This window comes from Streptococcus parasanguinis (genome assembly GCF_047463195.1).
GTDB lineage: Bacteria > Bacillota > Bacilli > Lactobacillales > Streptococcaceae > Streptococcus > Streptococcus parasanguinis_R.
Window position 1 is genome coordinate 102,908 of sequence record NZ_JASHEI010000002.1, and the last position, 20,483, is coordinate 123,390.

Sequence of the window (20,483 nt, forward strand, 5' to 3'; positions counted from 1 at the left end):
TCAGCTCCAATCGCTATGAGCATAGCAAGACCAACGGTAACCTGATTCATCGTTTTGTTAGCTAACAAATAGTATAGAGGAAATGAAGACCCCTGTCAAAGAGTTTTTGAAAAGTTATGAAAATAATAGCATTCTCAACTGATGACGTCTCTACAAACGAAAGGAAAGGCTCGCCAGTATGGTATAATAATAGAAAAGTAAACAATGTGAATAAGTCAATCAACTCGAACAGGAGGCCCCATGACCAAGTATTTAGTCCAGAAGTTTTTCTGGTTACGAGAAAAAAGTTTGATTCAAATTTCCCAGAAAACCCTGGTTTCCTTATTTCCTTTTTTCCTATTTTCAGGAATCATTCGGGTGATCGCTCTATCGGTCTTCTCCGATCGAGGCTATATCCATCAGCTCTTTTCGATGGATAGTTGGTTGCCGTGGGATCAAGCTATTAGTCAAGTCCTTATCAATTTTTCCAACTTTCTAGGAGGTCTAGCTGGACCGTTAGCAACCTACTTCGCTGGAAAATACACAGCTGGGCACTATGGCAGAAGTACAGGAACAGCTGGAGTGACAGCTCTTTTGGTTAGCCTGGTGGTGGGGTCCCAGGAATTATTGGTGGGTCCACTCCATGACGGGCAACTGACGCGTATCAACTTACCTGCGACGACCAATATCCTCTTAGCCATTGTTTTAGGCTATCTTATCGGACAGATCTTTCGTCTATCCAAGGCCAGTGACGACCAGATTGTGGATAAGGATTTCATCTATCAGCCCAAGACGGTGCGTCCCATTTTCTTATCCTTAGTTCTAGGGGTCAGCCTCAATCTTCTTTTGGTTCTTGGAAATCAATTTAATATTTTTCAGACTATCCGACAGTTCTTGGCTTCTCTAATGGTAAGCAGTCATCATCTGCTGTCCACCTTTGTCATGGGACTATTTAGTGGGCTATCTGCTTGGTTTGGTAATAGTCAATCCTTTGCCTTGAACTCAATTGCGGATGATAACTTTGCTTTGGAAAATCTTACCTACGCTGTGACGCATCATACAACGACAGGCATTCCTCATCTCTATACCTTGACCAATTTGTACCGCAGTTTTGGTCTGGTAGCTGGAATTGGTGCAGTTCTAGCCTTATTGGTAGCGATCCTGCTGGTTTCACGAAGTCAAAAGGACAAGAAAGTCAGCCTCCTCAGTCTGTTTCCAAGTCTCTTTAACAATGGGGCGTCTTTCATGGTAGGGATACCGGTCCTTCTCAACCTGCTTTATGTGATTCCTTTCTTGTTGATCCCTTTGGTGAATATGGCGATAGCAGCTCTAGCTTTGTGCCTCAAACTGATGCCAGCAGCCGTCTATCCGGTGCCAGATGGGACTCCTAGCCTTCTCTATGCTTTTATTGGAACAGGAGGTAGTCTGAGAGCCTTAGCTGTAAGTATATTTTGTTTTGCCGTCGATGTGCTCCTTTATCTACCATTTGTCCGCATGGGAAATCGTATCCGAAAAGATTTAAAAGTGAAAGGAGAAAGCGGTGAAACAATCTAAAAAAACAGCAATCGTCCTTACTTTGGTCAGTCTTTTCTTAATCGCTTTAGCCATTCCATCTTATAGCTGGACTCGGACCAATGTTTCAAAAATTGAGAAATTTTATAATTCAAAATTGTCTCCCATCATCATGATCCCGGGAAGCTCTGCGACAGAGAACCGCTTTGATGGCTTGGTGACCAAGCTCAACCAAGACCGCCAAGGAACTAAACACAGCCTGCTCAAGGTCAAAGTTTGGAATGATGGGCATATCACCTATAGTGGAAGTATTGATGCCAAGGACAATGAGCCAGTAATTGTGGTTGGTTTTGAAAACAACAAAGATGGCTATAGCAACATTAAAAAGCAAGCTAAACTATTTAATCAAGCCTTCGAAGCCCTTCAAGAAAAATATAATTTTAATAATTTTAAGGGCTTGGGTCATTCCAACGGTGGCTTGATTTATACAGCCTTTATTGAAAATTATCTGGGGGATTATGATATAGATCTCAAGACCCTCATGACCATCGGGACTCCTTACAATTTCACGGAGACCAATATCAAAAATAAATCTGAGATGTTGGCCGATTTTATCAAGGGAAAAGAAGCCATCCCGACAACCCTTCATATGTATTCAGTAGCAGGGACCATTACCTATGATTCAGATGAGTTAGTCCCGGATGCCAGTGTCTCTGCTGGGAAATATATCTACCAAAATCAAGCTGCTAGCTATACGGAGATTACGGTGACGGGCGAAGATGCCCAGCACTCGGACCTTCCAACCAATGATGAGGTGGTTGCCTTGGTGAAAGAGCATATTGAAAGTCAAACGGATCGTCGAGTCAAACCGAATAAAATAAACTAAGTGTGAAGAAGGGATTCCTTCCTCACTCTTTTTTTAGTATAATAAAGTTTAGTATGAAAATAAGGGAGACTATAGGAAATAAGATGAAAAGAAAACAATGGGTGCAGTTAGGCTTAGTGGCTTCAAGTATGGTCATGTTAACAGGATGTTACCAGAGATACCAGCGCCAGTCCAGTCCCAAAAAAGAGGCTGCAACAAGCCAGACAAGCACTAAAAAACAGACGAAAAAAGCAGATAACAAACAATTATACCAGTCTGTTTTTTCAGACTACCAAAAGATTTTTGCCGCTTCAAAAGATTTAGATGCCATTTCCAAATTGAATGATGCATTAGCTAAAGAAGATCGGATGATCAATAGCTGGGTGATCGAGACCGTGATCAATCAGCCAGAAGCCGTTCGCTATGCCTTTAAGGACTTAAATAACGATGGGGTAGATGAGATGATCATCGCCAATCAGCAGACCGATGGAAGCTACTTTGTGACAGGAGTCTATTACCTCAAGGAGCAAAAACCGACTCTGCTAGCTGAAGGTTTCGTCGCTGGACACGGTGGAGCGCGCAATGCGACGACCCTCTATCAGGGAGGAGAAGTCTTAGAAGTCAGCTGGATGTCAGGAACTGGCCGTGGGGTAGCTGTGCTCTCACGAATAGAAAAGACGCCTCAAGCCGCGACCAAAGTCCAGGAAGAAGAAGTCCAAGTACCTGGTTCAGATCTGAATAGCCTCTTTGGAAAATCGGATGAGGAAAAATTGGATCTCAAGAGTTTCGATTGGCAAACTTTTGACAGCACACCATCAGCGGGAAATAGCCAAAGCCAGGAAAAAACGCCTTGGAATGCTGAAAAATCAGCAAAATTAGCAGAATTTATGAAGACCTGGGGCGAAAAGATGGGCCAACCCAACTATCAAAAAGGCATCGCTGGCGGTGATGTAGGACCAGACAACCTCTATACTCTAGAGGAAAATAGTAAGATGGATGCCATTTATACAGATACCGGTCAGGGAAATGCAAAATACCGCATCGTGGAACGCTATAGCAATTGGGACAAGTATCCAGATGTGCATAGTTATTTCTTTGCTATTACAGATACAGGAGAAGGCATTGTCTTTCATTCTCCAACGACCAATGGTGGAAAAATGTATCTAAAACCAACGGATAACAAGGAACTTCAAGAAGAATTTACTCAACTGCTTCATCAATAAAAAGAAGAATAAACCAGAAAAGGACTGTTTTTCTGGTTTTGTTTATTCAAATAATGAATAAAGATACAATATAAGAAATAATTTTTAGGACATAAAATATGTTAAAAACTAGTGATAATTAGCAGTGTATAGGCATTTGGAAACAGAAAATGTTTGACAATTAAAGGAAAATCATTTAAAATATATTCATTCTTTATTTATAGGAGAAAAAATATGAAAAAACTTCTTACAGCCGGTGTGGCTCTTTTGTCTGTTGCAACGTTAGCAGCATGTTCTGGTAAAACTGCTTCAGAATCATCAAGCAAGGATTCAAAAGCTTCTTCTAGCAAAGTAGAAAAATCATCTACTTCAGAAAGCAAATCAAGCAGTTCATCAAAAACATCTAAATCAGCAACCTCTTCTGTTGAAATTCCAGAAATTGTCTTGTTAACTGATGAAGAAATCGACAACGCCAAAACACTTGGTGATATGAAAACCATTTATGGAAAAATGATTGACAACTACACAAAATATGTCAAAGAGATTGGTGACAAGATCCCAGCATCTGGTAAAGATGCCTATAATAAGCAAGTAGATCCTGCGATCCAATCTATGGAGACTGCAAGAAAAACATTTAACGATACACTTTCAGCTGCAGGTTCTGATGATACAGTTGTTCCTGAACAAGCTCGTAGTCAATTCGCACAACAATTGAAAAATGCTCGCGATATTGCCCAAAAAGCTCTTGAAGGTGCTTATCAATCAATTGCACCATTGCTCTCTTCATCAGCTGAATAATCAATAAAAAAATAGGTTAGGACTTGAAGTCCTAGCCTATTTTTCCTTTCTTACAAAAATGTAAGAAATAAAGGGGAAAATGTAAGGTTATGTTATGGTGAAAGCGTTTCAGTTTTAGTACAATAGATTTGTAAAAAACGATTGAAGCTTTTTTCGAGCTAGAAAGGAACGGACCATGACCCTACTAGATGTTCAACATATCAAAAAGATCTACAAAACCCGCTTTCAAGGAACGCAGGTCGAAGCCCTAAAAGATATTCACTTCACTGTTGAGAAGGGTGAATACGTGGCCATCATGGGGGAATCAGGATCTGGGAAATCAACCCTCCTCAACATCCTGGCCATGCTGGATCAGCCGACCGAAGGGCGGGTTTACCTCAATGGCACAGATATCTCAACTATCAAGAACAAGGACGCCTCCAGCTTCCGCCGGGAAAAACTTGGCTTCGTCTTTCAAGATTTCAATTTGCTCGACACCTTGTCTGTCAAGGACAATATCCTTCTCCCTCTGGTCCTTTCTCGCAGACCAGTCAAGGAAATGATGAGCAAGGTCGATAGCGTGAGTCGGGAGTTGGGCATTCACCAACTTCTTGAAAAATACCCTTACGAAATCTCTGGTGGGCAAAAGCAACGGGTAGCCGTAGCGCGTGCTATTATCACCTCCCCTGAAATCCTCCTTGCGGATGAGCCAACAGGGGCGCTGGATTCCAAGTCTTCAGCTGCGTTGCTGGACGTCTTTGAAGATATCAATACCATGGGCCAAACCATTCTCATGGTGACCCACTCAACCGCAGCCGCAGCGCGTGCCAAGCGCGTGCTCTTCATCAAGGATGGGATTCTTTACAACCAGATCTTCCGTGGGGAAAAGACAGAACGTCAGATGTTCCAAGAAATCTCGGATACCCTTACGGTCATGGCGGGGAAGGAGGATCGTGATGTTTAAATTAACAAGTAAATTAGCTCTTTCCAACCTCAAACAAAATCGCAAGCTCTATTATCCCTTTGCCTTGGCTGTTATTTTAACGACCATGATCCTTTATAGTTTTATCGCCCTGTCATTGACCCCTCATTTAGAGGATTCTTACGGAGGGGGATCGGCGAGAACTGTTCTTGGTTTCGGTAGTTTCGTCGTCCAGCTGGTCGTCATCATTTTGGTGGCTTATGCCAATGGCTACGTTATGAAAAATCGATCCAAAGAACTTGGCTTGTACAGTGTTCTGGGAATGGAGAAGAAGCATCTCCTCATCATGACCTTATGGGAATTGCTCTTCTTCTATGTTCTCACAGTTGGAGTAGGACTGGGTTTGGGACTCTTGTTTGATCGCTTGATTTTCGCCTTGCTTCTAAAATGTATGGGTCTACCAGTCGTCATTCAATCAACCTTCCAGATAGAGGCTGTTCTTAACACTTTACTTGGGTTAGCCTTAGCTTTTGGCCTCATTCTCTTGTTGAATTCTTTCCGCCTCTTGCGCTACAGTTCCCTCCACCTTATGCAGCAAAAGAAAGCAGGAGAGAAGAAAGGACGATTCTTGCTGGTCCAAACTCTGTTAGGACTTGGGCTCTTAGGAATTGCGTTTTATATAGCGCTAACCGTTGAGCGTCCGGTAGCGGCTGTTCAAGGATTCTTTATTGCTGTCATTTTGGTCATTCTGGCGACTTATCTCTTATTCAACGCAGGATCCATTACCTTCTTAAAATTTCTCAAAGGTCGGAAATCCTATTATTACAAGTCAGAGAATTTTATATCCGTCTCTAACTTAATAGCTCGGATGCGAAAAAATGCAGCGGGCCTCGCGACCATTAGTATTCTTTCCACCATGGTCTTGGTCACCTTAACCGGGTCGCTTAATATCTTTATTGGAGGGCAGAATTACCTAGATACTGTTTACCCTTCTGACTACATGATTAGTGTAGGGCACATGCCTTCAGATGCTGAGATAGAACCGGTTATCGAGGATGTTCAAGCTCAAATTAAGAAAACAGCTGATGCGACACATCTGTCAGATTATCAGGTGGCACAGACAACATACTGGTCTGCTGAAATTCGAAGGATAGATGGAAAGGTGTTAGAGGTGAATGACCAGTCCACTCCATCAACTGGTCAGGAGTTGAAGTCAGAAGGAACAGTCTACTTTTTTGATCAGGCGACTTATGAGCAACTGACCGGGCAAAAAGTTGAGCTTGGTGAAAATGAAATCTTAGCCTATGGATATCAGTATCCTGGAAGATTAGACGCACAATTAGAAATCAATGGGAAGACCTTCACGATTAAAGAAAAGCTAAACTCCAATTTTATCCAAGGGAAACTCCCTCAATCCGACCTGTTTCAACACCAAATGGGCTTGTACCTGGTCCTCCCTGACTTGAACCAACTGGGACTAAAAGTTGATAAAAATTTGGAATTCTCTATTACTGCTAAAAATAAAGATAACCAAGATTTTATTTCTGGCTTGATCAAAGAGCTGTATTCGACAGACAAAATCAGTCAATATGATGCGACTTATTTTGGTGGATTTGATCGATACAGTATAGAGAAAGATTGGCGTGAAACAGCAGGGACTCTTCTATTTATCGGGATTTTTCTATCGGTGATCTTTCTATTAGCTACAGTTCTTGTCATTTACTACAAACAGATTTCAGAAGGCTATGAGGACCGGGAAAATTTTGTGATCTTGCAACAAGTAGGATTGGACCAAAAGCAAACGGCCACCACCATTCGCAAACAAATTCTCACCGTCTTTTTCCTCCCATTATTCTTCTCCTTCTTGTACCTAGGAGTAGCCTACAAGATGATCGCAAAAATCGTTGCCATCTTAGGAGCAACCAATACGGGCTTGGTCCTTCAAACAACTCTTTCCATCTGCGCTGTCTTTTTCATCTCTTATGTTCTCGTCTTTCTTCTGACTTCTAGAAGTTATCGGAAGATTGTCGTGAGATAGCGTTCGAGTCTATAAAAGATTAGAAATAAGATGAAACATACAACATTTTGTTAGCACAAAAAACACCGAGGATTTTATCCTCGGTGTTTTCTTTCGTGATTATTTCACGTGTTTTGCAAGTTCTTCTTGCGCTTTTTTGTTTGATTCTTCTTTTTCTTTCAACCAATTCTTATAAGTTTTTTCGTAGTCAGCCGTTGTGACTGTCTTGTCTTGCACTTTCTGGTATTTGAAGAAGCTTGTTTCACCTTTAATACCAATTGCAGAATTTGCTGCTGAGAATGGCGTCACCTTCGTGATAGATGGAACTCCACCCTTAGAGTAGATTGGAAGAACAATGGCGTTTTCTGTCAACCAAGCTTGGGCAGCAGCGTATTTTTCATAACGTGCATTGGTATCCAATTTTTCAGCATTGGCAGCATCCAACAATTCTTTGTATTGGTTCAAACCAATTTTTTCGATGAGAGCTTGGTCTTTCTTAGGATCAAGTCCCATACCAGTCAAGGTTGAACCATCTGTTGGGTTCAAGATATCCAAGTAAGTAGATGGATCTTGGAAGTCAGGTCCCCAACCTGTGATATCCATATCAAAGTCTTTTTGGTCTGGTGATTGGGCAAAGTAAGTAGCGTTATCCGCATCGTCTGTAGACAATTTTTGCACATCGATCACGACATTGTCTTTACCAAGAGCAGCTTCGATTGAGCTCTTCATAGAGTCGGCTTGTTGGACAAGAGCATTAGAAGATTGGTCTACAACATAGTCGATATGGATTGGGAATTGAACACCTTGTGATTGCAATTCAGATTTTGCTTTTTCAAGTTCTGCTTTTGCTTTATCCACATTGTGCAAGCTATCTTGAGCATCAGCAAAGCTCACACCTTTCCACTCATCTCCTGTTGCGGCAAGTTTTTCTTCAACGAGCGTACCGAAGTCTTTCCCGTCTGCTTGCACAAATGTCGGTGGAACTAGAAGGGTACGTAGAGTTTTTGATGCTCCGTCTTTCCCATTCACTTGAGCGCTGTAGGAAGTTCTATCCAAAGCGAAGTTCAAAGCTTGACGGAAGTTTTTGTTTTGAAGGGCTGTCTTCGTGCTGTTCTTTTGCTCATCAGATGTCTTCTTCGTATGGCCGTAATTTTGACGGTTGACGTTGAAGTAAGCGTAGTAAACAGTAGAATCTTGTGGGGAATAAACGATGTTATCCTTGAATTTCTTCTCAATCGTACTGTAAGTTGAGCTTGTTGGGAAGAGACGAGCAGTAGATAGGTTCCCATCTGAGAAGTTACGAGCAAGATAGTCTTGGTCAGATCCATCGAAGTAAGTCAATTTAACCGTATCGATGTGAACATTTTTCTTGTCGTAGTAATCAGGGTTTTTATCCAACTCGATTTGTGATTTTGAAGTGAAGGATTTCAAAATGTATGGACCATTGTAGAGGATACCATTTGGTTTCACGCTACCAAAGTCTTTCCCAGCTGATTCCAAGAATTTTTCATTAACTGGCATCATGGTAGCAGTCGTCAATTTAGAATTCCAGAAAGATTCTGGTTGGTTCAAAGTGTATTGAAGAGTGTGATCATCAACAGCTTTTACCCCAACGGTTGAGAAGTCTTTGGTTTTCCCGTTTACATAGTCATCCAAGCCTTTGACTGAGTTTTGAACCAAGTAAAGAGCATCCGATTTTTTATCTGCTACGTATTTTAGAGATGTCACGAAATCTTGTGCAGTGACGTCAGCGTATTCATTTCCTTCTGAATCATACCACTTCGCATCTTTTCGAAGCTTGTAAGTATAAGTCAGACCATCTTTTGAAACGGACCAGTCCTCAGCAAGAGCAGGCACTAAGTTACCGTATTGATCGTTTTCAAACAAACCATCGACCAAGTTGGTTGTAATGTCGCTTGTAGTTGAACGATTTGAAGTCAAATAGTTCAAGGAATCAGGGTCTGTACCATACACGTAGTTGTAAGTAGTCCCTTTTGACGCATTAGAAGATGAGCCACATGCTGCAAGGAAAAGCGTTGAAGCCGCGGCGACACCTGCTAAAAGAGCAAGCTTCGATTTTTTCATATTCGTGTCTCCTTTTGAATAATTTAAATTATTATACTCCAATCAATCTACAAAATAAAGTGTTTTTTGAACTTTTTTTGTATATTTACACACCCGTATACACTGAAAGTCTTGATTTTAAGGGATTTTTAAGGAATAAAAATTTTTTTGAAAAAAGTTACTATTATGCTTTGCATACTAGTCGAGAAAGAGTATACTGATAGTGAAACAGCTAGTATGTAAAACAAACTAGTAAAAAATGTGAAGAAAGAGGTGAGAAGGATGAAAGAGTCCCAATTACTAAAGGGAGTCTTGGAGGGCTGTGTACTTGAGATTATTTCTAAAAAGGCTATCTATGGCTATGAATTGATCCAAAGTCTCAAAGAGATGGGATTTGATAAGATTGTCGCCGGGACCATTTATCCCCTGCTTCAAAAATTAGAAAAACAAGGAATTATTCATGGGGAAATGAGGCCGTCTCCAGATGGTCCCGATCGTAAGTATTTTTCACTCAGTGATGCTGGAAGAGAGCGCTTAGAGGAATTTTGGGACCAGTGGCAGGAGCTAGTCACAAAAGTAGAACGTATCAAGAAGGAGGGAGAAGAATGACATCAGCTATTTATTTTGAAGAAACGCAGGCCTTGATGCAAACCTTTAGCCAGGAGGACCAAGCCTATTTCCAAGATCTCTGGGATTATTTCAATCTTGCAGGTTTCTTATATGAGGAGAAAGCCTTAAGAGAGCAGGTCTATAATCTAGCACTTGACTTTTCGCAAGCAGGAGCGGATGGCCTCACGGCAAAGGATTATTTTGGCCTTGATCCAAAGGGAATGGCAGACCAAATCATCGAAAATATGCCCAAAGAATCGACACGGTCTGTTTTGAAATATGGGGCTATCTTTTCAGGTATTGTGATTTTTTATCGCCTCCTAAGTGATTTTGCTTCTCAAGCGGTCCTTGTGCTCAAGCCACTAGTCTATTTAACCGACATCATTTTGGGACTCCTAGCTGTTGGGATAATCTTCTATCTCCTTCGTCGCCTCATTTTTGCGGAAGAAAAAGCGAAAAAAGCAATTTATGTAGCATTTGTTCTAGTTCTAGGATTCTATTTTGTTGGTGAAATAGTGGGGGTCCGTTTCTTGCCAGCTCTTGCATGGTTTGTAGTCCCTAGTCCTTGGGATGCTCTTCTCATGACAGGGTCTAGCGGAGCTCTCATTCTTTGGCAATGGAAAGAAGAGTTTGGACGAGCTTTCATCTTTCCTATCGTCGCCTTTTTAGTGGTTGGATTCTTACATCGCTGGACCTTGGCACAAGGAGTTCAGAATCTTGGTATGACGGTTCTTCTGCCCACAGTGATCATCGTCTTTGGGTTGGTTATTTATTATTGGTTTACGATTCGTGCTTTGAAAAAGAATAGGACGGAAAGTGATAAATAGTAAGAAAAGGGGGAAAAAGAGTCTCCCCTTTCTTGTCCAAGTATGATAGAATAAACTCATTAGATGGGAGAATATGCATGAATCTATTTCGAAAAAAGGGACTTGGGCAAGTACACCCGGGTCTAAATCGCCATTTACGTTTATGGGATTTGATCATTTTAGGAATTGGTGCCATGGTGGGGACAGGGATCTTCACGATTACGGGAACTGCAGCAGCGAATTTAGCTGGGCCAGCCTTGATCATTTCAATTGTGATTGCGGCTTTTTGCGTTGGCTTATCTGCCCTTTTCTTTGCAGAGTTTGCTTCTCGCATCCCTTCAACTGGTGGAGCCTATAGTTACCTCTATGCCATCTTTGGAGAGTTTCCAGCCTGGATTGCAGGTTGGTTGACTGTGATGGAATTTATGACAGCTGTATCAGGGGTGGCTTCAGGTTGGGCTGCTTATTTCAAGGGCTTGTTGGCCAATCTTGGCTGGAGCCTGCCGACAGCTTTAAACGGGACTTTTGATCCAGCTAAGGGAACTTATGTGGATCTCTTGCCTATTTTGGTCATGGTCCTCGTCACAGCCTTAGTCCTTATGAATGCAAAAGCGGTTTTACGCTTTAATTCCTTGCTAGTCTTACTCAAGTTCTCCGCTCTTGCCTTGTTTATCCTTGTGGGGATTTTTCACCTAAATCCTGGCAACTGGGCAAACTTTGCTCCGTATGGATTTGGCGAAATCTATGGTGGTCAGACAGGGATTATGGCTGGAGCTTCGCTCATGTTCTTTGCCTTTCTTGGTTTTGAGTCCATTTCAATGGCGGTCGACGAAATCAAGGAACCACAAAAGAACGTCCCTCGCGGCATTGTCCTTAGTCTTTTGATCACAACGGTTCTTTATATCTTGGTCACCCTGGTTTTGACCGGTATGGTTCCTTTTAAGAACTTAAATGTAGAAGACGCGGTTGCCTTTGCCCTTCGTCAGGTCGGAGCTGGCTGGGCTGGAAATTATGTATCGCTGGTAGCGATTTTGACCCTAATCACCGTCTGCATTTCCATGACCTTTGCCCTTTCACGGATGATATACAGTTTGGCGCGGGATGGGCTTTTGCCAAAAGCTATGAAACAGCTCGATCCAAAAACCAGAATTCCCAAAAATGCAACACTAGTAGCTGGATCAATGGCTGCCATTGCTGGTGGAATATTTCCACTTGCAAGTATCGCTTCCTTCTTAAATATCTGTACCTTGGCTTACCTGGTTATGTTGGCCTTTGCCCTCTTGAAATTGCGCAAGGAACACGGGGCTCCTGGACCTGGTGAATTTAAAACACCCTTGGTTCCAGTCTTGCCAATCCTATCGATTGTGGTCTGCCTGTCCTTTATGACCCAGTATTCCCTATCGACCTGGCTGGCCTTCGGAGTTGCTCTCCTGATTGGGATCGGAATTTATTTCGGTTATGGCTATCGCCACTCAGAAGAAAATCAATAAAACATGAAAGCTAGAGTAGAAGAACTCTGGCTTTTTGTATAGGGGAAGCTTTTTTTTTTGGTATAATAAAGGGAGAAAGTTAACTAGATAACAAAGGAGAACATCATGACATTTGAAGAGATTTTACCAGGCTTAAAGGATAAGAAAAAATATGTACGAACAGGATGGGGTGGAGCAGAAAACTACGTCCAACTCTTTGATACCATTGAGCAAAATGGAGTGGCTCTGGAAGTGACCCCTTATTTCCTCATTAACGTTTCTGGTGAGGGGGAAGGGTTCTCTATGTGGAGTCCAACTCCTTGTGACGTCCTAGCGACAGATTGGGTGGAAGTCCATGACTAAACAGGTCTTGATTACAGGCGTGAGCTCTGGCATTGGTCTTGCTCAAGCTCGCCTCTTTCTAGAAAAGGGCTACCAGGTCTATGGGGTGGATCAGGGAGCGGATCCTCAGTTGTCGGGTGATTTTCACTTCTTACAGCGGGACTTAACTCTTGATTTGACGCCGATTTTTGACTGGTGTCCTGAGGTAGAGATCTTGTGCAATACAGCAGGAGTTTTGGATGATTACAAGCCGCTTCTGGAGCAAAGCGCTGAGGAGATTCAGGAGATCTTTGAGATCAACTATGTGACTCCGGTAGAGCTGACACGGCATTATCTGACTCAAATGTTGGAGAAGAAGCAAGGGACCGTCATCAACATGTGCTCCATTGCTTCTAGCCTGGCAGGAGGAGGCGGTCACGCTTATACCTCGTCCAAGCATGCTCTAGCGGGCTTTACCAAGCAGTTGGCCCTGGATTATGCAGAAGCTGGTATTCAAGTCTTTGGCATTGCGCCGGGGGCCGTCAAAACAGGCATGACCGCAGCTGACTTTGTGCCAGGTGGCTTGGCTGACTGGGTAGCCAGTGAGACGCCGATCAAGCGCTGGATTGAGCCAGAGGAAGTAGCAGAACTCAGCTTCTTTTTGGCTAGCGGAAAGGCATCTGCCATGCAAGGACAAATCCTGACGATTGATGGTGGTTGGAGTTTGAAATAGGAGGATGAAAAAGCAAGAGTTGAAATCTTGCTAAGAAATGTAATTGTTTTTTCCTTACTGAAAGAGGATCAAACCTAGGTGAACAATTAAGTTAGGACAGTGGAGAGACAGGTATTTACCTCTATGCTAAAGAAGATCTTACTGAACGAAATTAAACCTACCAGAGTGATCAGGATGAATCAGATTTCTTTATGATTGGTCACGATGGAGATCTAGCCTATTTCACCAAAAAAAGACAGGGATAATAACAATTATGAAGATAACTGAGGGTAAGTTCAGAAGAACTTTTTGAATGGGTTACCTGAAACCTTAAGAGATTGTTTTAGAAGAAACGAATAGTACAATTGATTTGCTAAGTTATTGTGGAATGAAGGTGAAGTCATGATTAAATTAGTGAATGTTACTAAATGTTTTAGTGATGGATCGAATGTCAGATATATTTTCAAAAATTGTAATTTTGAATTTAAAAAAGGTAGCACGACTGCAATAGTTGGCCGTTCTGGATTAGGAAAAACTACTCTTGTTAAAGTAATATTAGGGATTACCAGTTTAAATGAGGGGGATATCTTAGTCTGTGGTAGTTCCATTTTAGATATGAAAAATTTGAGTAAGGTAAGGCGTAGGAATATTGGCTGTGTCTTCCAAAACTTTAATTTGATTTCAGGTTTCACGGTGAAAGAGAATATTCTACTTCCAAGATATTTTTTTGAAAATGGAGAGAATAACATTAACGAAATTTGTAACACTCTAGGTCTTTCAAAGGAAATGTTAAGCAAGAGTATTGATAAGATTAGTGGAGGTGAAAAACAAAGAGTTGCCTTGGCAAGAGCTCTTATTAATAATCCAGAAATATTGATAGCAGATGAACCTACTGGTAATTTAGACGCTGCTAACGAACAAAATATAATAGAATTGTTGAAGCGGATCAATGAGGAGTTAGGTATCACGATTATAACAGTAACTCATAGTGATAAGGTGGCCAATAGTATGCAGTCTATTTGCACAGTTGTTGATGGCAAAATTGAGTACGTAAGGAGATGATAAAATGAATCATTCCATATTATTCATTGCTAAAAGAGATTTAGAAGTTAACAAACGAAGATATAGATTAGTTCGACTGTCAATAGCGATCTCTGTTTTGCTAATTGTTTTAGTGATGCTCATTTCTAATTCTTTCTATAATAAAATGATTAATGAAATGACTGTAGCAAATAAAAATGTTGTTACTGTTGCCTTTGGTAATAAAGAAAATTCTCTGAATTATAAAGCTTTGCCTTTATTTTCTAATGAAGATATTGATCGAGTAAAAAAAATAGATGAAGTAAAAAATATTACTGGTGTAAAACTATTATTTACGGATGATATCAAATTCCAAAATGGTAAGACATCGGTTTCCAATACTATCCATTGTCTAGAAGAAAAGTATTTAAAAAACCTGAATATTAGAATTGCTGAAGGGAAATTTCCAGAGAAGGACAATGAAATATTAATCGGAGATTCCGTACACAAGGCTACATCAATGAATGTCGGAGATACGGTGACTATTAAGATTGATAATCATTATGAAAAGTTTGTAATTTCTGGCATTATAGACAAGCAAGAAGCGCAGTTATTTTCTACCTTGCCAACAGAAATAAATCAAATGATGGCAATCAATGTAAAAAGTAGTAGCGTTTCATCAAATAAGTATTACTATCTGAATGCTACTGTAAAAAATGGAACCGATTTAAATGAAGTAGCAAATAAGATAGAAAAGAATGTTTTAAAAAATGAAAATTTAAAACAATCTTTATCAGGAACAGGATTAGATGTTGTTGTAGCAACACAACAGGATGTTATCAATATGCTATCCAGATGGTTTTCCTACATCGACCTTTTTATCCTCTTAATCATAGTTCTTATCTCTATTGTAGCGATTATTAATATCATCAATATTCTTGCCATTACCATTCAGGAGAATCATAAACAGATCGCAACTTTTAAAATCATCGGTGCATCTGATCGACAGATAAAAAGAATATATTTATTTGAAAGCTTCATGATGGGAGTACGAGGTACAAGCGCGGGATTGGTGATAGGAATTGCTATTTCTTATTTGATCATCTTTTTGAGTGGATTGCCACTAGATATTGAACTTAGCAGATTGTTGTTCCCGGTATTAATAGGGATACTTACTTCAGTTTTTGCAGGATTATTGGTATCTAGAAAAATTACTAAAATTGATATTGAAAAAGTATTAAATCAATAGAGAAGAAATGATTAGGGTCAATAAGAGATGGTGTTGCAAAAAGAATAGCTATACTGGTTTCACTATCGACTGAGCTTTGAATGAAAGTAGGAGGATTTGATGGAAATCAAAAATCACTTTGGTGTCTACGGAGTCTGTCTTCAAGAGGGGAAACTACTCTGCATTGAAAAAACTAGAGGACCTTATCAGCATCGCTTTGATCTACCGGGTGGTAGCCAGGAACTAGGGGAGGGACTGACAGAAACCCTCAAGAGAGAAGTTCTTGAAGAGACAGGCTATACGATTAGCAGATACGCTAATCCTAGGATGTATGACGTGATGGTTCAAGAAGAAGGGAAAGACTTCGCTGTGCATCATATCATGGCCTTTTATGATATCGTAGTCGATTTCGAAGGCCCTCAACAATCCCTTCCTCAGGAGGTTCTTGATGGGACTAATGATTCAGCAAATGCAGTTTGGTTGAATGTGGAAGACATTACTGAAGACAATGGTTCTCCTTTAGTATTAAAGGTAAAGGCAGAGTTAGGAGGATTTCCAGAATTGGACATGACAAGCTATAGAAATTGGAAGGTGAAATAGAGGGAGAATGGAACTATTTAAAACATGGAAGAAATATATGGTTCTCTATGGTCTTAAATCTCAAATTGGAACTGTTTATCGAAACAGTGATTGGACAACGAGCTTTTATGATATTGGGAATTTTCTATACCTAGCAGGGGAGTTGGATCCCAGATTTTGGGAAGACTTTGTTAGGCAATATGGTTTAGATTATAAGATTATTATTTCAGAAGACACTAAATGGCAAGATTTTCTGCATCGGCAAGTGGGGTTAATTTCTTTTACTCGCTATTCTTTTAAGGATAAGGCAAATTTTCAAGTTGAATTTCTAAATGATCTAGTTACTCATTTAGAGGAAGGTTACAATATTGTACCTATTGACAATCGTATTTATAACTATCTTTCTGAGGAAGAATGGTCACAAGATTTACAGGGGGATTTTGAGTCCTACCAGGATTTTGCTTTAAAAGGTGGATTTGGCTTTGTTATTCTTAAAAATAATGAACTGATTGCTGGGATTTCCTCAGGGTTAGTTTACCACGGAGCAGTTGAAGTGGAAGTTGCAACTAGACCAGACAAACAAGGAAATGGATTTGCTAAAAAACTTGGTGCTGCAATGATTCTAGAGGCTTTAAATAGAGAAATGTTCCCACTTTGGGATGCTCATAACGAGGCTTCTAAAAAAGTAGCAGAATTTTTAGGATACGAATTAGTTGAACCTTATGAAGCTTTTGAACTAGAGGAAAGTATCATATAATGATATCTGATATTGTATCTTTTAAGACGAGGTGAATGAACATGCAAAATCAACTAGGTCTTAGTGGCGAAAAAATTGTTGAAAAAGTTTATCCCCATTTATTGCACCACGTCGGCTTGATTCGTGGGGAATACTTGTTGAGAGAACTAAACCAAAACATACTATTACCAAATTGTCAGCAATTTGTGAAAGATTATCTAGACACTATTTGTCATTTGTACTCAGATGAAGAAGTCTGGTATCGCTTTTCAGAGTTAACAAATGCAGAAGCAAATATTCTAGACGGGACTAAAGAGTATTTTGACGAACGCCACCCCTTATTTGGATACAGAGGTATCAGGCGTTTGTTGGCGTGTCCAGATGAATTTCAGGCTGAGACAAATGTTGTTACCGAAGTTTTTCAAACCAATCCCAATCTGTCTGTTATTTTTCCTTTTGTCAATGATGCCGAACAATTAAAACAAGCTATTACAGTATTGCGCCAGCATGGTTTTACTGGAAAAGTTGGAACAATGATTGAATTACCATCAGCTTATTTTGACTTGGACAGGATACTGGAAACTGGTATTTCAAAGATTGTAGTGGGAATGAATGATTTGACTTCTTTTGTTTTTGCGACTGTGAGAAATAGTCAATGGCATGATATAGAAAGTCCAATTATGTTAGATATGTTGAGACAGATGCAGGATAAAGCAAGGAAGAACAAGATTGATTTTGCTGTAGCAGGCTATCTGAATACTTCTTTCATACAAAAAATGAATCAGATGGGTATCGAATGTATTCTCCATTACAGCTCTATTCCAGAGATTTTTGATTTAGAAATTGACCATCCAGACCATCTTAAACATATAAAAGAAGAAAGTAAAAAATTACAAAGGAGAACCCATGACACCTCAAGAAATGTGGAATGCCTACAAGCAAATCAACCCCTCTATCGGAGATGAGATAGACGCCTGGGCTTTTGGAGCGGAACCAGACCTTTTAGCGGAACTGGTCTTTAAAGGCGAAAAAACAGCAACAGCCTCAGCTTACGACCTCTACGCATTAGAGGACGAACCCCTTCCCCAAGAAGGGACTTTTGATGTCATTTTAGACAGTCAAGATCAGGCTGTCTGCATTGTTGAAGTTACAAAGGTTTCTGTTCAGCCTTTCAAACAGGTTTCAGCTGACCATGCCTACAAGGAAGGTGAGGGAGACAAATCTCTAGCTTATTGGCGTCAGGTTCATGAAGACTTTTTCACAGACTGTTTAGGAGAAGTGGGACTAACTTTTACACCTGATAGCAAGGTGGTTTTAGAAGAATTTCGCAAGGTTTATCCATTATAGAACACTCTTTTCTTTTAGAAAATCAGAAAAGAGAATAACTGTTTTCTATTAAAAAATACCTAGTGATTGTGTCAAGCTAAAAATACTGCCCAGTTCTTAGAACTATTAAAAGATTTTTTGAGACTTTCCGCTGTGAGAAAAGCGCTTGAAACCTAAAAGTTTCAAGCGCTCGGGAGTTTTGAAACTTTAGGTTCAAAACTAAATCATGGAACTTCGAAGAAGTTCGCTGATGTCCGTACTCACCCAAGGAAAGTCTCAACGAAGATTTGATCTTAATCTGACTCTCCTTCTAGGAGAGTTTTTTGGTTTGGGTCTTATTTTCCAAAAGGGCTAAAAAATGGTATAATGTAAGCGATATTGTACAGAAAAGAGAAATGTTATGCCAAATTATGCCATTATTTTAGCAGCGGGGAAAGGTACCCGTATGAAATCAGATCTGCCCAAGGTTCTCCATAAGGTTGCAGGGATCTCTATGTTGGAGCATGTCTTCCGTAGTGTTGGAGCCATCTCACCAGAAAAGACTGTAACAGTTGTGGGCCACAAGGCGGAATTGGTAGAGCAAGTCTTAGCGGGACAAACAGAGTTTGTCAAACAAACCGAACAATTGGGAACTGGTCATGCGGTCATGATGGCAGAGCCAGTCTTGAAAGGTCTTGAAGGGCATACCCTCGTCATTGCAGGAGATACTCCTTTGATTACGGGTGACAGTCTCAAACACTTGATCGACTTCCATATCAACCACAAGAATGTGGCAACGATTTTGACAGCCGAAGCAGCTAATCCATTTGGCTATGGTCGGATTGTCCGTAATGACAATGCGGAAGTGCTTCGCATCGTCGAGCAAAAAGATGCGACAGATTTTGAAAAACAAATCAAAGAAATCAATACAGGGACTTATGTCTTTGACAATGCCCGCCTCTTTGAAGCTTTGAAGAATATCAATACCAACAATGCCCAAGGTGAATACTATATCACAGATGTGATTGGGATCTTCCGAGAAGCAGGAGAGAAAGTTGGAGCCTATACGCTCAAAGATTTTGATGAAAGTCTCGGGGTTAACGACCGCGTTGCCCTTGCGACAGCAGAAGGCATCATGCGTCGTCGCATTAACCAAGCCCACATGGTCAATGGAGTGAGCTTTGTCAATCCAGATGCAGCCTATATCGATGTCGATGTTGAGATCGCACCAGAAGTGCAAATCGAAGCCAATGTTACCCTAAAAGGGCACACAAAAATTGGGGCTGAAACCGTCTTAACTAATGGAACCTATATTGTGGACAGTGAAATTGGTGCAGGTGCCGTTATTACTAACTCTATGATTGAAGAGAGCACGGTAGCCGATGGTGTGACAGTGGGACCTTACGCCCACATTCGTCCAGGATCTAGCTTGGCCAAAGATGTCCATATCGGAAACTTCGTCGAAGTCAAAGGTTCGTCTATCGGAGAAAATACCAAAGCAGGTCATTTGACTTACATTGGCAACTGCCAAGTTGGTAGCAACGTCAACTTTGGTGCTGGAACTATCACGGTGAATTACGATGGCCAACACAAGTTTAAAACAACAATTGGCAACAATGTCTTTGTTGGTTCAAATTCGACCATCATTGCACCCGTCGAGCTCGGAGATAATTCCCTAGTCGGGGCTGGATCCACCATTACCAAAGATGTGCCAGCAGATGCTATTGCGATCGGTCGTGGCCGTCAAGTGAATAAAGAAGAGTATGCTCTTCGCTTGCCACACCATCCTAAAAATAAATAGGAGAATCTCATGCAATTTGAAGAAAAAACCATTGAGCGCAAGGAAATTTATCAGGGACCGATTTTCCAAGTGGTGACTGATCAAGTAGAACTACCCGCTGGAAAAGGCCAAGCGCAGCGTGATTTAATCTTCCATAACGGAGCAGTAGCGGTTTTACCGATCACAGAGGAGGGCAAGACCATTTTGGTCAAGCAGTACCGCAAGGCGATCGAGAGGACTTCTGTAGAGATCCCAGCAGGGAAGTTGGAAAAGGGTGAAAATGCGGATCCTCAAGCGGCTGCTCTACGCGAATTGGAAGAAGAAATTGGCTACACAGCGGATCTAGAGTTATTGTATGATTTTTATTCTGCCATTGGATTTTGCAACGAGCGGATCAAACTCTATGCTGCAACCAATTTGAAAAAAGTGGAACATCCACGCCCACAAGATGAAGATGAGACCTTAGAGCTGCTAGAAGTGACCTTGAAGGAGGCTAAAGACTTGATCCAAGCTGGCGAAATCTGTGATGCCAAGACCATCATGGCGATCCAATACTGGGACTTAATCAATAAATAGAGGA

Annotated in this window: 20 protein-coding genes; 19 read left to right on the forward strand and 1 reads right to left on the reverse strand. The window is 40.9% G+C overall.

Translation table 11 applies throughout. The features are described from left to right. Positions 1-240: 240 nt before the first annotated feature. The 6 genes from QM870_RS02070 (at position 241) to QM870_RS02095 (ending at position 7,295) form a co-directional block, all read left to right on the forward strand. The gene (locus QM870_RS02070; RefSeq protein ID WP_254732662.1) at positions 241-1,533 is read left to right on the forward strand and encodes a PTS transporter subunit EIIC; all 1,293 of its coding nucleotides are present in this window, start codon (positions 241-243) and stop codon (positions 1,531-1,533) included. After that, entirely contained in the window at positions 1,520-2,377 is an 858-nt protein-coding gene (locus QM870_RS02075) for an alpha/beta hydrolase (protein WP_024055835.1), read from the forward strand. Before QM870_RS02070 ends, QM870_RS02075 begins: the two co-directional genes overlap by 14 nt. 83 nt (positions 2,378-2,460) lie before the next feature. After that, positions 2,461-3,579, forward strand: a complete 1,119-nt coding sequence (locus QM870_RS02080) for a DUF4767 domain-containing protein (RefSeq protein ID WP_024055834.1) — start codon at positions 2,461-2,463, stop codon at positions 3,577-3,579. Positions 3,580-3,792: 213 nt separating this feature from the next. Further along, entirely contained in the window at positions 3,793-4,356 is a 564-nt protein-coding gene (locus QM870_RS02085) for a hypothetical protein (RefSeq protein ID WP_024055833.1), read from the forward strand. 175 nt (positions 4,357-4,531) lie between these two features. Beyond that, entirely contained in the window at positions 4,532-5,299 is a 768-nt protein-coding gene (locus tag QM870_RS02090) for an ABC transporter ATP-binding protein (RefSeq protein WP_049491558.1), read from the forward strand. Then, on the forward strand, positions 5,292-7,295 hold the full coding sequence (locus QM870_RS02095; protein WP_195529384.1) for an FtsX-like permease family protein: 2,004 nt from the start codon (positions 5,292-5,294) through the stop codon (positions 7,293-7,295). The genes QM870_RS02090 and QM870_RS02095 overlap by 8 nt, the downstream gene beginning before the upstream one ends. A 99-nt stretch (positions 7,296-7,394) precedes the next feature. Here QM870_RS02095 and QM870_RS02100 read toward each other — a convergent pair whose 3' ends face one another. Continuing rightward, positions 7,395-9,359, reverse strand: a complete 1,965-nt coding sequence (locus QM870_RS02100) for a peptide ABC transporter substrate-binding protein (protein ID WP_070589540.1) — start codon at positions 9,357-9,359, stop codon at positions 7,395-7,397. A 261-nt stretch (positions 9,360-9,620) separates the two neighbouring features. Between QM870_RS02100 and QM870_RS02105 the strand changes: the two genes are divergently transcribed. From QM870_RS02105 to QM870_RS02165, 13 genes are all read left to right on the forward strand, one after another. Then, positions 9,621-9,947 (forward strand): PadR family transcriptional regulator, encoded by a 327-nt coding sequence (locus tag QM870_RS02105; protein ID WP_070673795.1) that lies wholly within the window; start codon positions 9,621-9,623, stop codon positions 9,945-9,947. Further along, positions 9,944-10,774, forward strand: coding sequence for a hypothetical protein (locus QM870_RS02110; protein ID WP_414368394.1), 831 nt, complete (start codon positions 9,944-9,946; stop codon positions 10,772-10,774). The genes QM870_RS02105 and QM870_RS02110 overlap by 4 nt, the downstream gene beginning before the upstream one ends. Before the next feature lie 77 nt (positions 10,775-10,851). Beyond that, positions 10,852-12,243, forward strand: a complete 1,392-nt coding sequence (locus QM870_RS02115; RefSeq protein ID WP_195529386.1) for an APC family permease — start codon at positions 10,852-10,854, stop codon at positions 12,241-12,243. Between the two features lie 105 nt (positions 12,244-12,348). Then, complete coding sequence (locus tag QM870_RS02120; protein WP_000141924.1) at positions 12,349-12,585, forward strand: DUF2829 domain-containing protein; 237 nt, start codon at positions 12,349-12,351, stop codon at positions 12,583-12,585. Next, positions 12,578-13,276, forward strand: a complete 699-nt coding sequence (locus tag QM870_RS02125; protein WP_414368397.1) for a 3-oxoacyl-ACP reductase — start codon at positions 12,578-12,580, stop codon at positions 13,274-13,276. The genes QM870_RS02120 and QM870_RS02125 overlap by 8 nt, the downstream gene beginning before the upstream one ends. 381 nt (positions 13,277-13,657) lie before the next feature. Next, a complete protein-coding gene (locus QM870_RS02130) occupies positions 13,658-14,317 on the forward strand; it encodes an ABC transporter ATP-binding protein (protein ID WP_414368398.1) in 660 nt (219 codons plus the stop codon). A 4-nt stretch (positions 14,318-14,321) separates the two neighbouring features. Next, a complete protein-coding gene (locus QM870_RS02135) occupies positions 14,322-15,524 on the forward strand; it encodes an ABC transporter permease (protein ID WP_414368399.1) in 1,203 nt (400 codons plus the stop codon). A 99-nt stretch (positions 15,525-15,623) separates the two neighbouring features. Further along, positions 15,624-16,103 (forward strand): NUDIX hydrolase, encoded by a 480-nt coding sequence (locus tag QM870_RS02140; RefSeq protein WP_414368401.1) that lies wholly within the window; start codon positions 15,624-15,626, stop codon positions 16,101-16,103. Positions 16,104-16,110: 7 nt separating this feature from the next. Continuing rightward, positions 16,111-16,839 carry a GNAT family N-acetyltransferase gene (locus QM870_RS02145; protein ID WP_070666340.1) on the forward strand — a complete coding sequence of 243 codons (729 nt, stop codon included), beginning with the start codon at positions 16,111-16,113 and terminating at the stop codon, positions 16,837-16,839. 41 nt (positions 16,840-16,880) lie between these two features. After that, positions 16,881-17,783 carry a putative PEP-binding protein gene (locus QM870_RS02150; RefSeq protein ID WP_118396971.1) on the forward strand — a complete coding sequence of 301 codons (903 nt, stop codon included), beginning with the start codon at positions 16,881-16,883 and terminating at the stop codon, positions 17,781-17,783. Continuing rightward, positions 17,725-18,165, forward strand: coding sequence for an ASCH domain-containing protein (locus QM870_RS02155; RefSeq protein ID WP_414368404.1), 441 nt, complete (start codon positions 17,725-17,727; stop codon positions 18,163-18,165). The genes QM870_RS02150 and QM870_RS02155 overlap by 59 nt, the downstream gene beginning before the upstream one ends. A 379-nt stretch (positions 18,166-18,544) precedes the next feature. After that, positions 18,545-19,924, forward strand: a complete 1,380-nt coding sequence (glmU, locus tag QM870_RS02160) for a bifunctional UDP-N-acetylglucosamine diphosphorylase/glucosamine-1-phosphate N-acetyltransferase GlmU (protein WP_195422887.1) — start codon at positions 18,545-18,547, stop codon at positions 19,922-19,924. A 9-nt stretch (positions 19,925-19,933) separates the two neighbouring features. Beyond that, positions 19,934-20,479 (forward strand): NUDIX hydrolase, encoded by a 546-nt coding sequence (locus tag QM870_RS02165; protein WP_070673815.1) that lies wholly within the window; start codon positions 19,934-19,936, stop codon positions 20,477-20,479. Positions 20,480-20,483 lie beyond the last annotated feature (4 nt).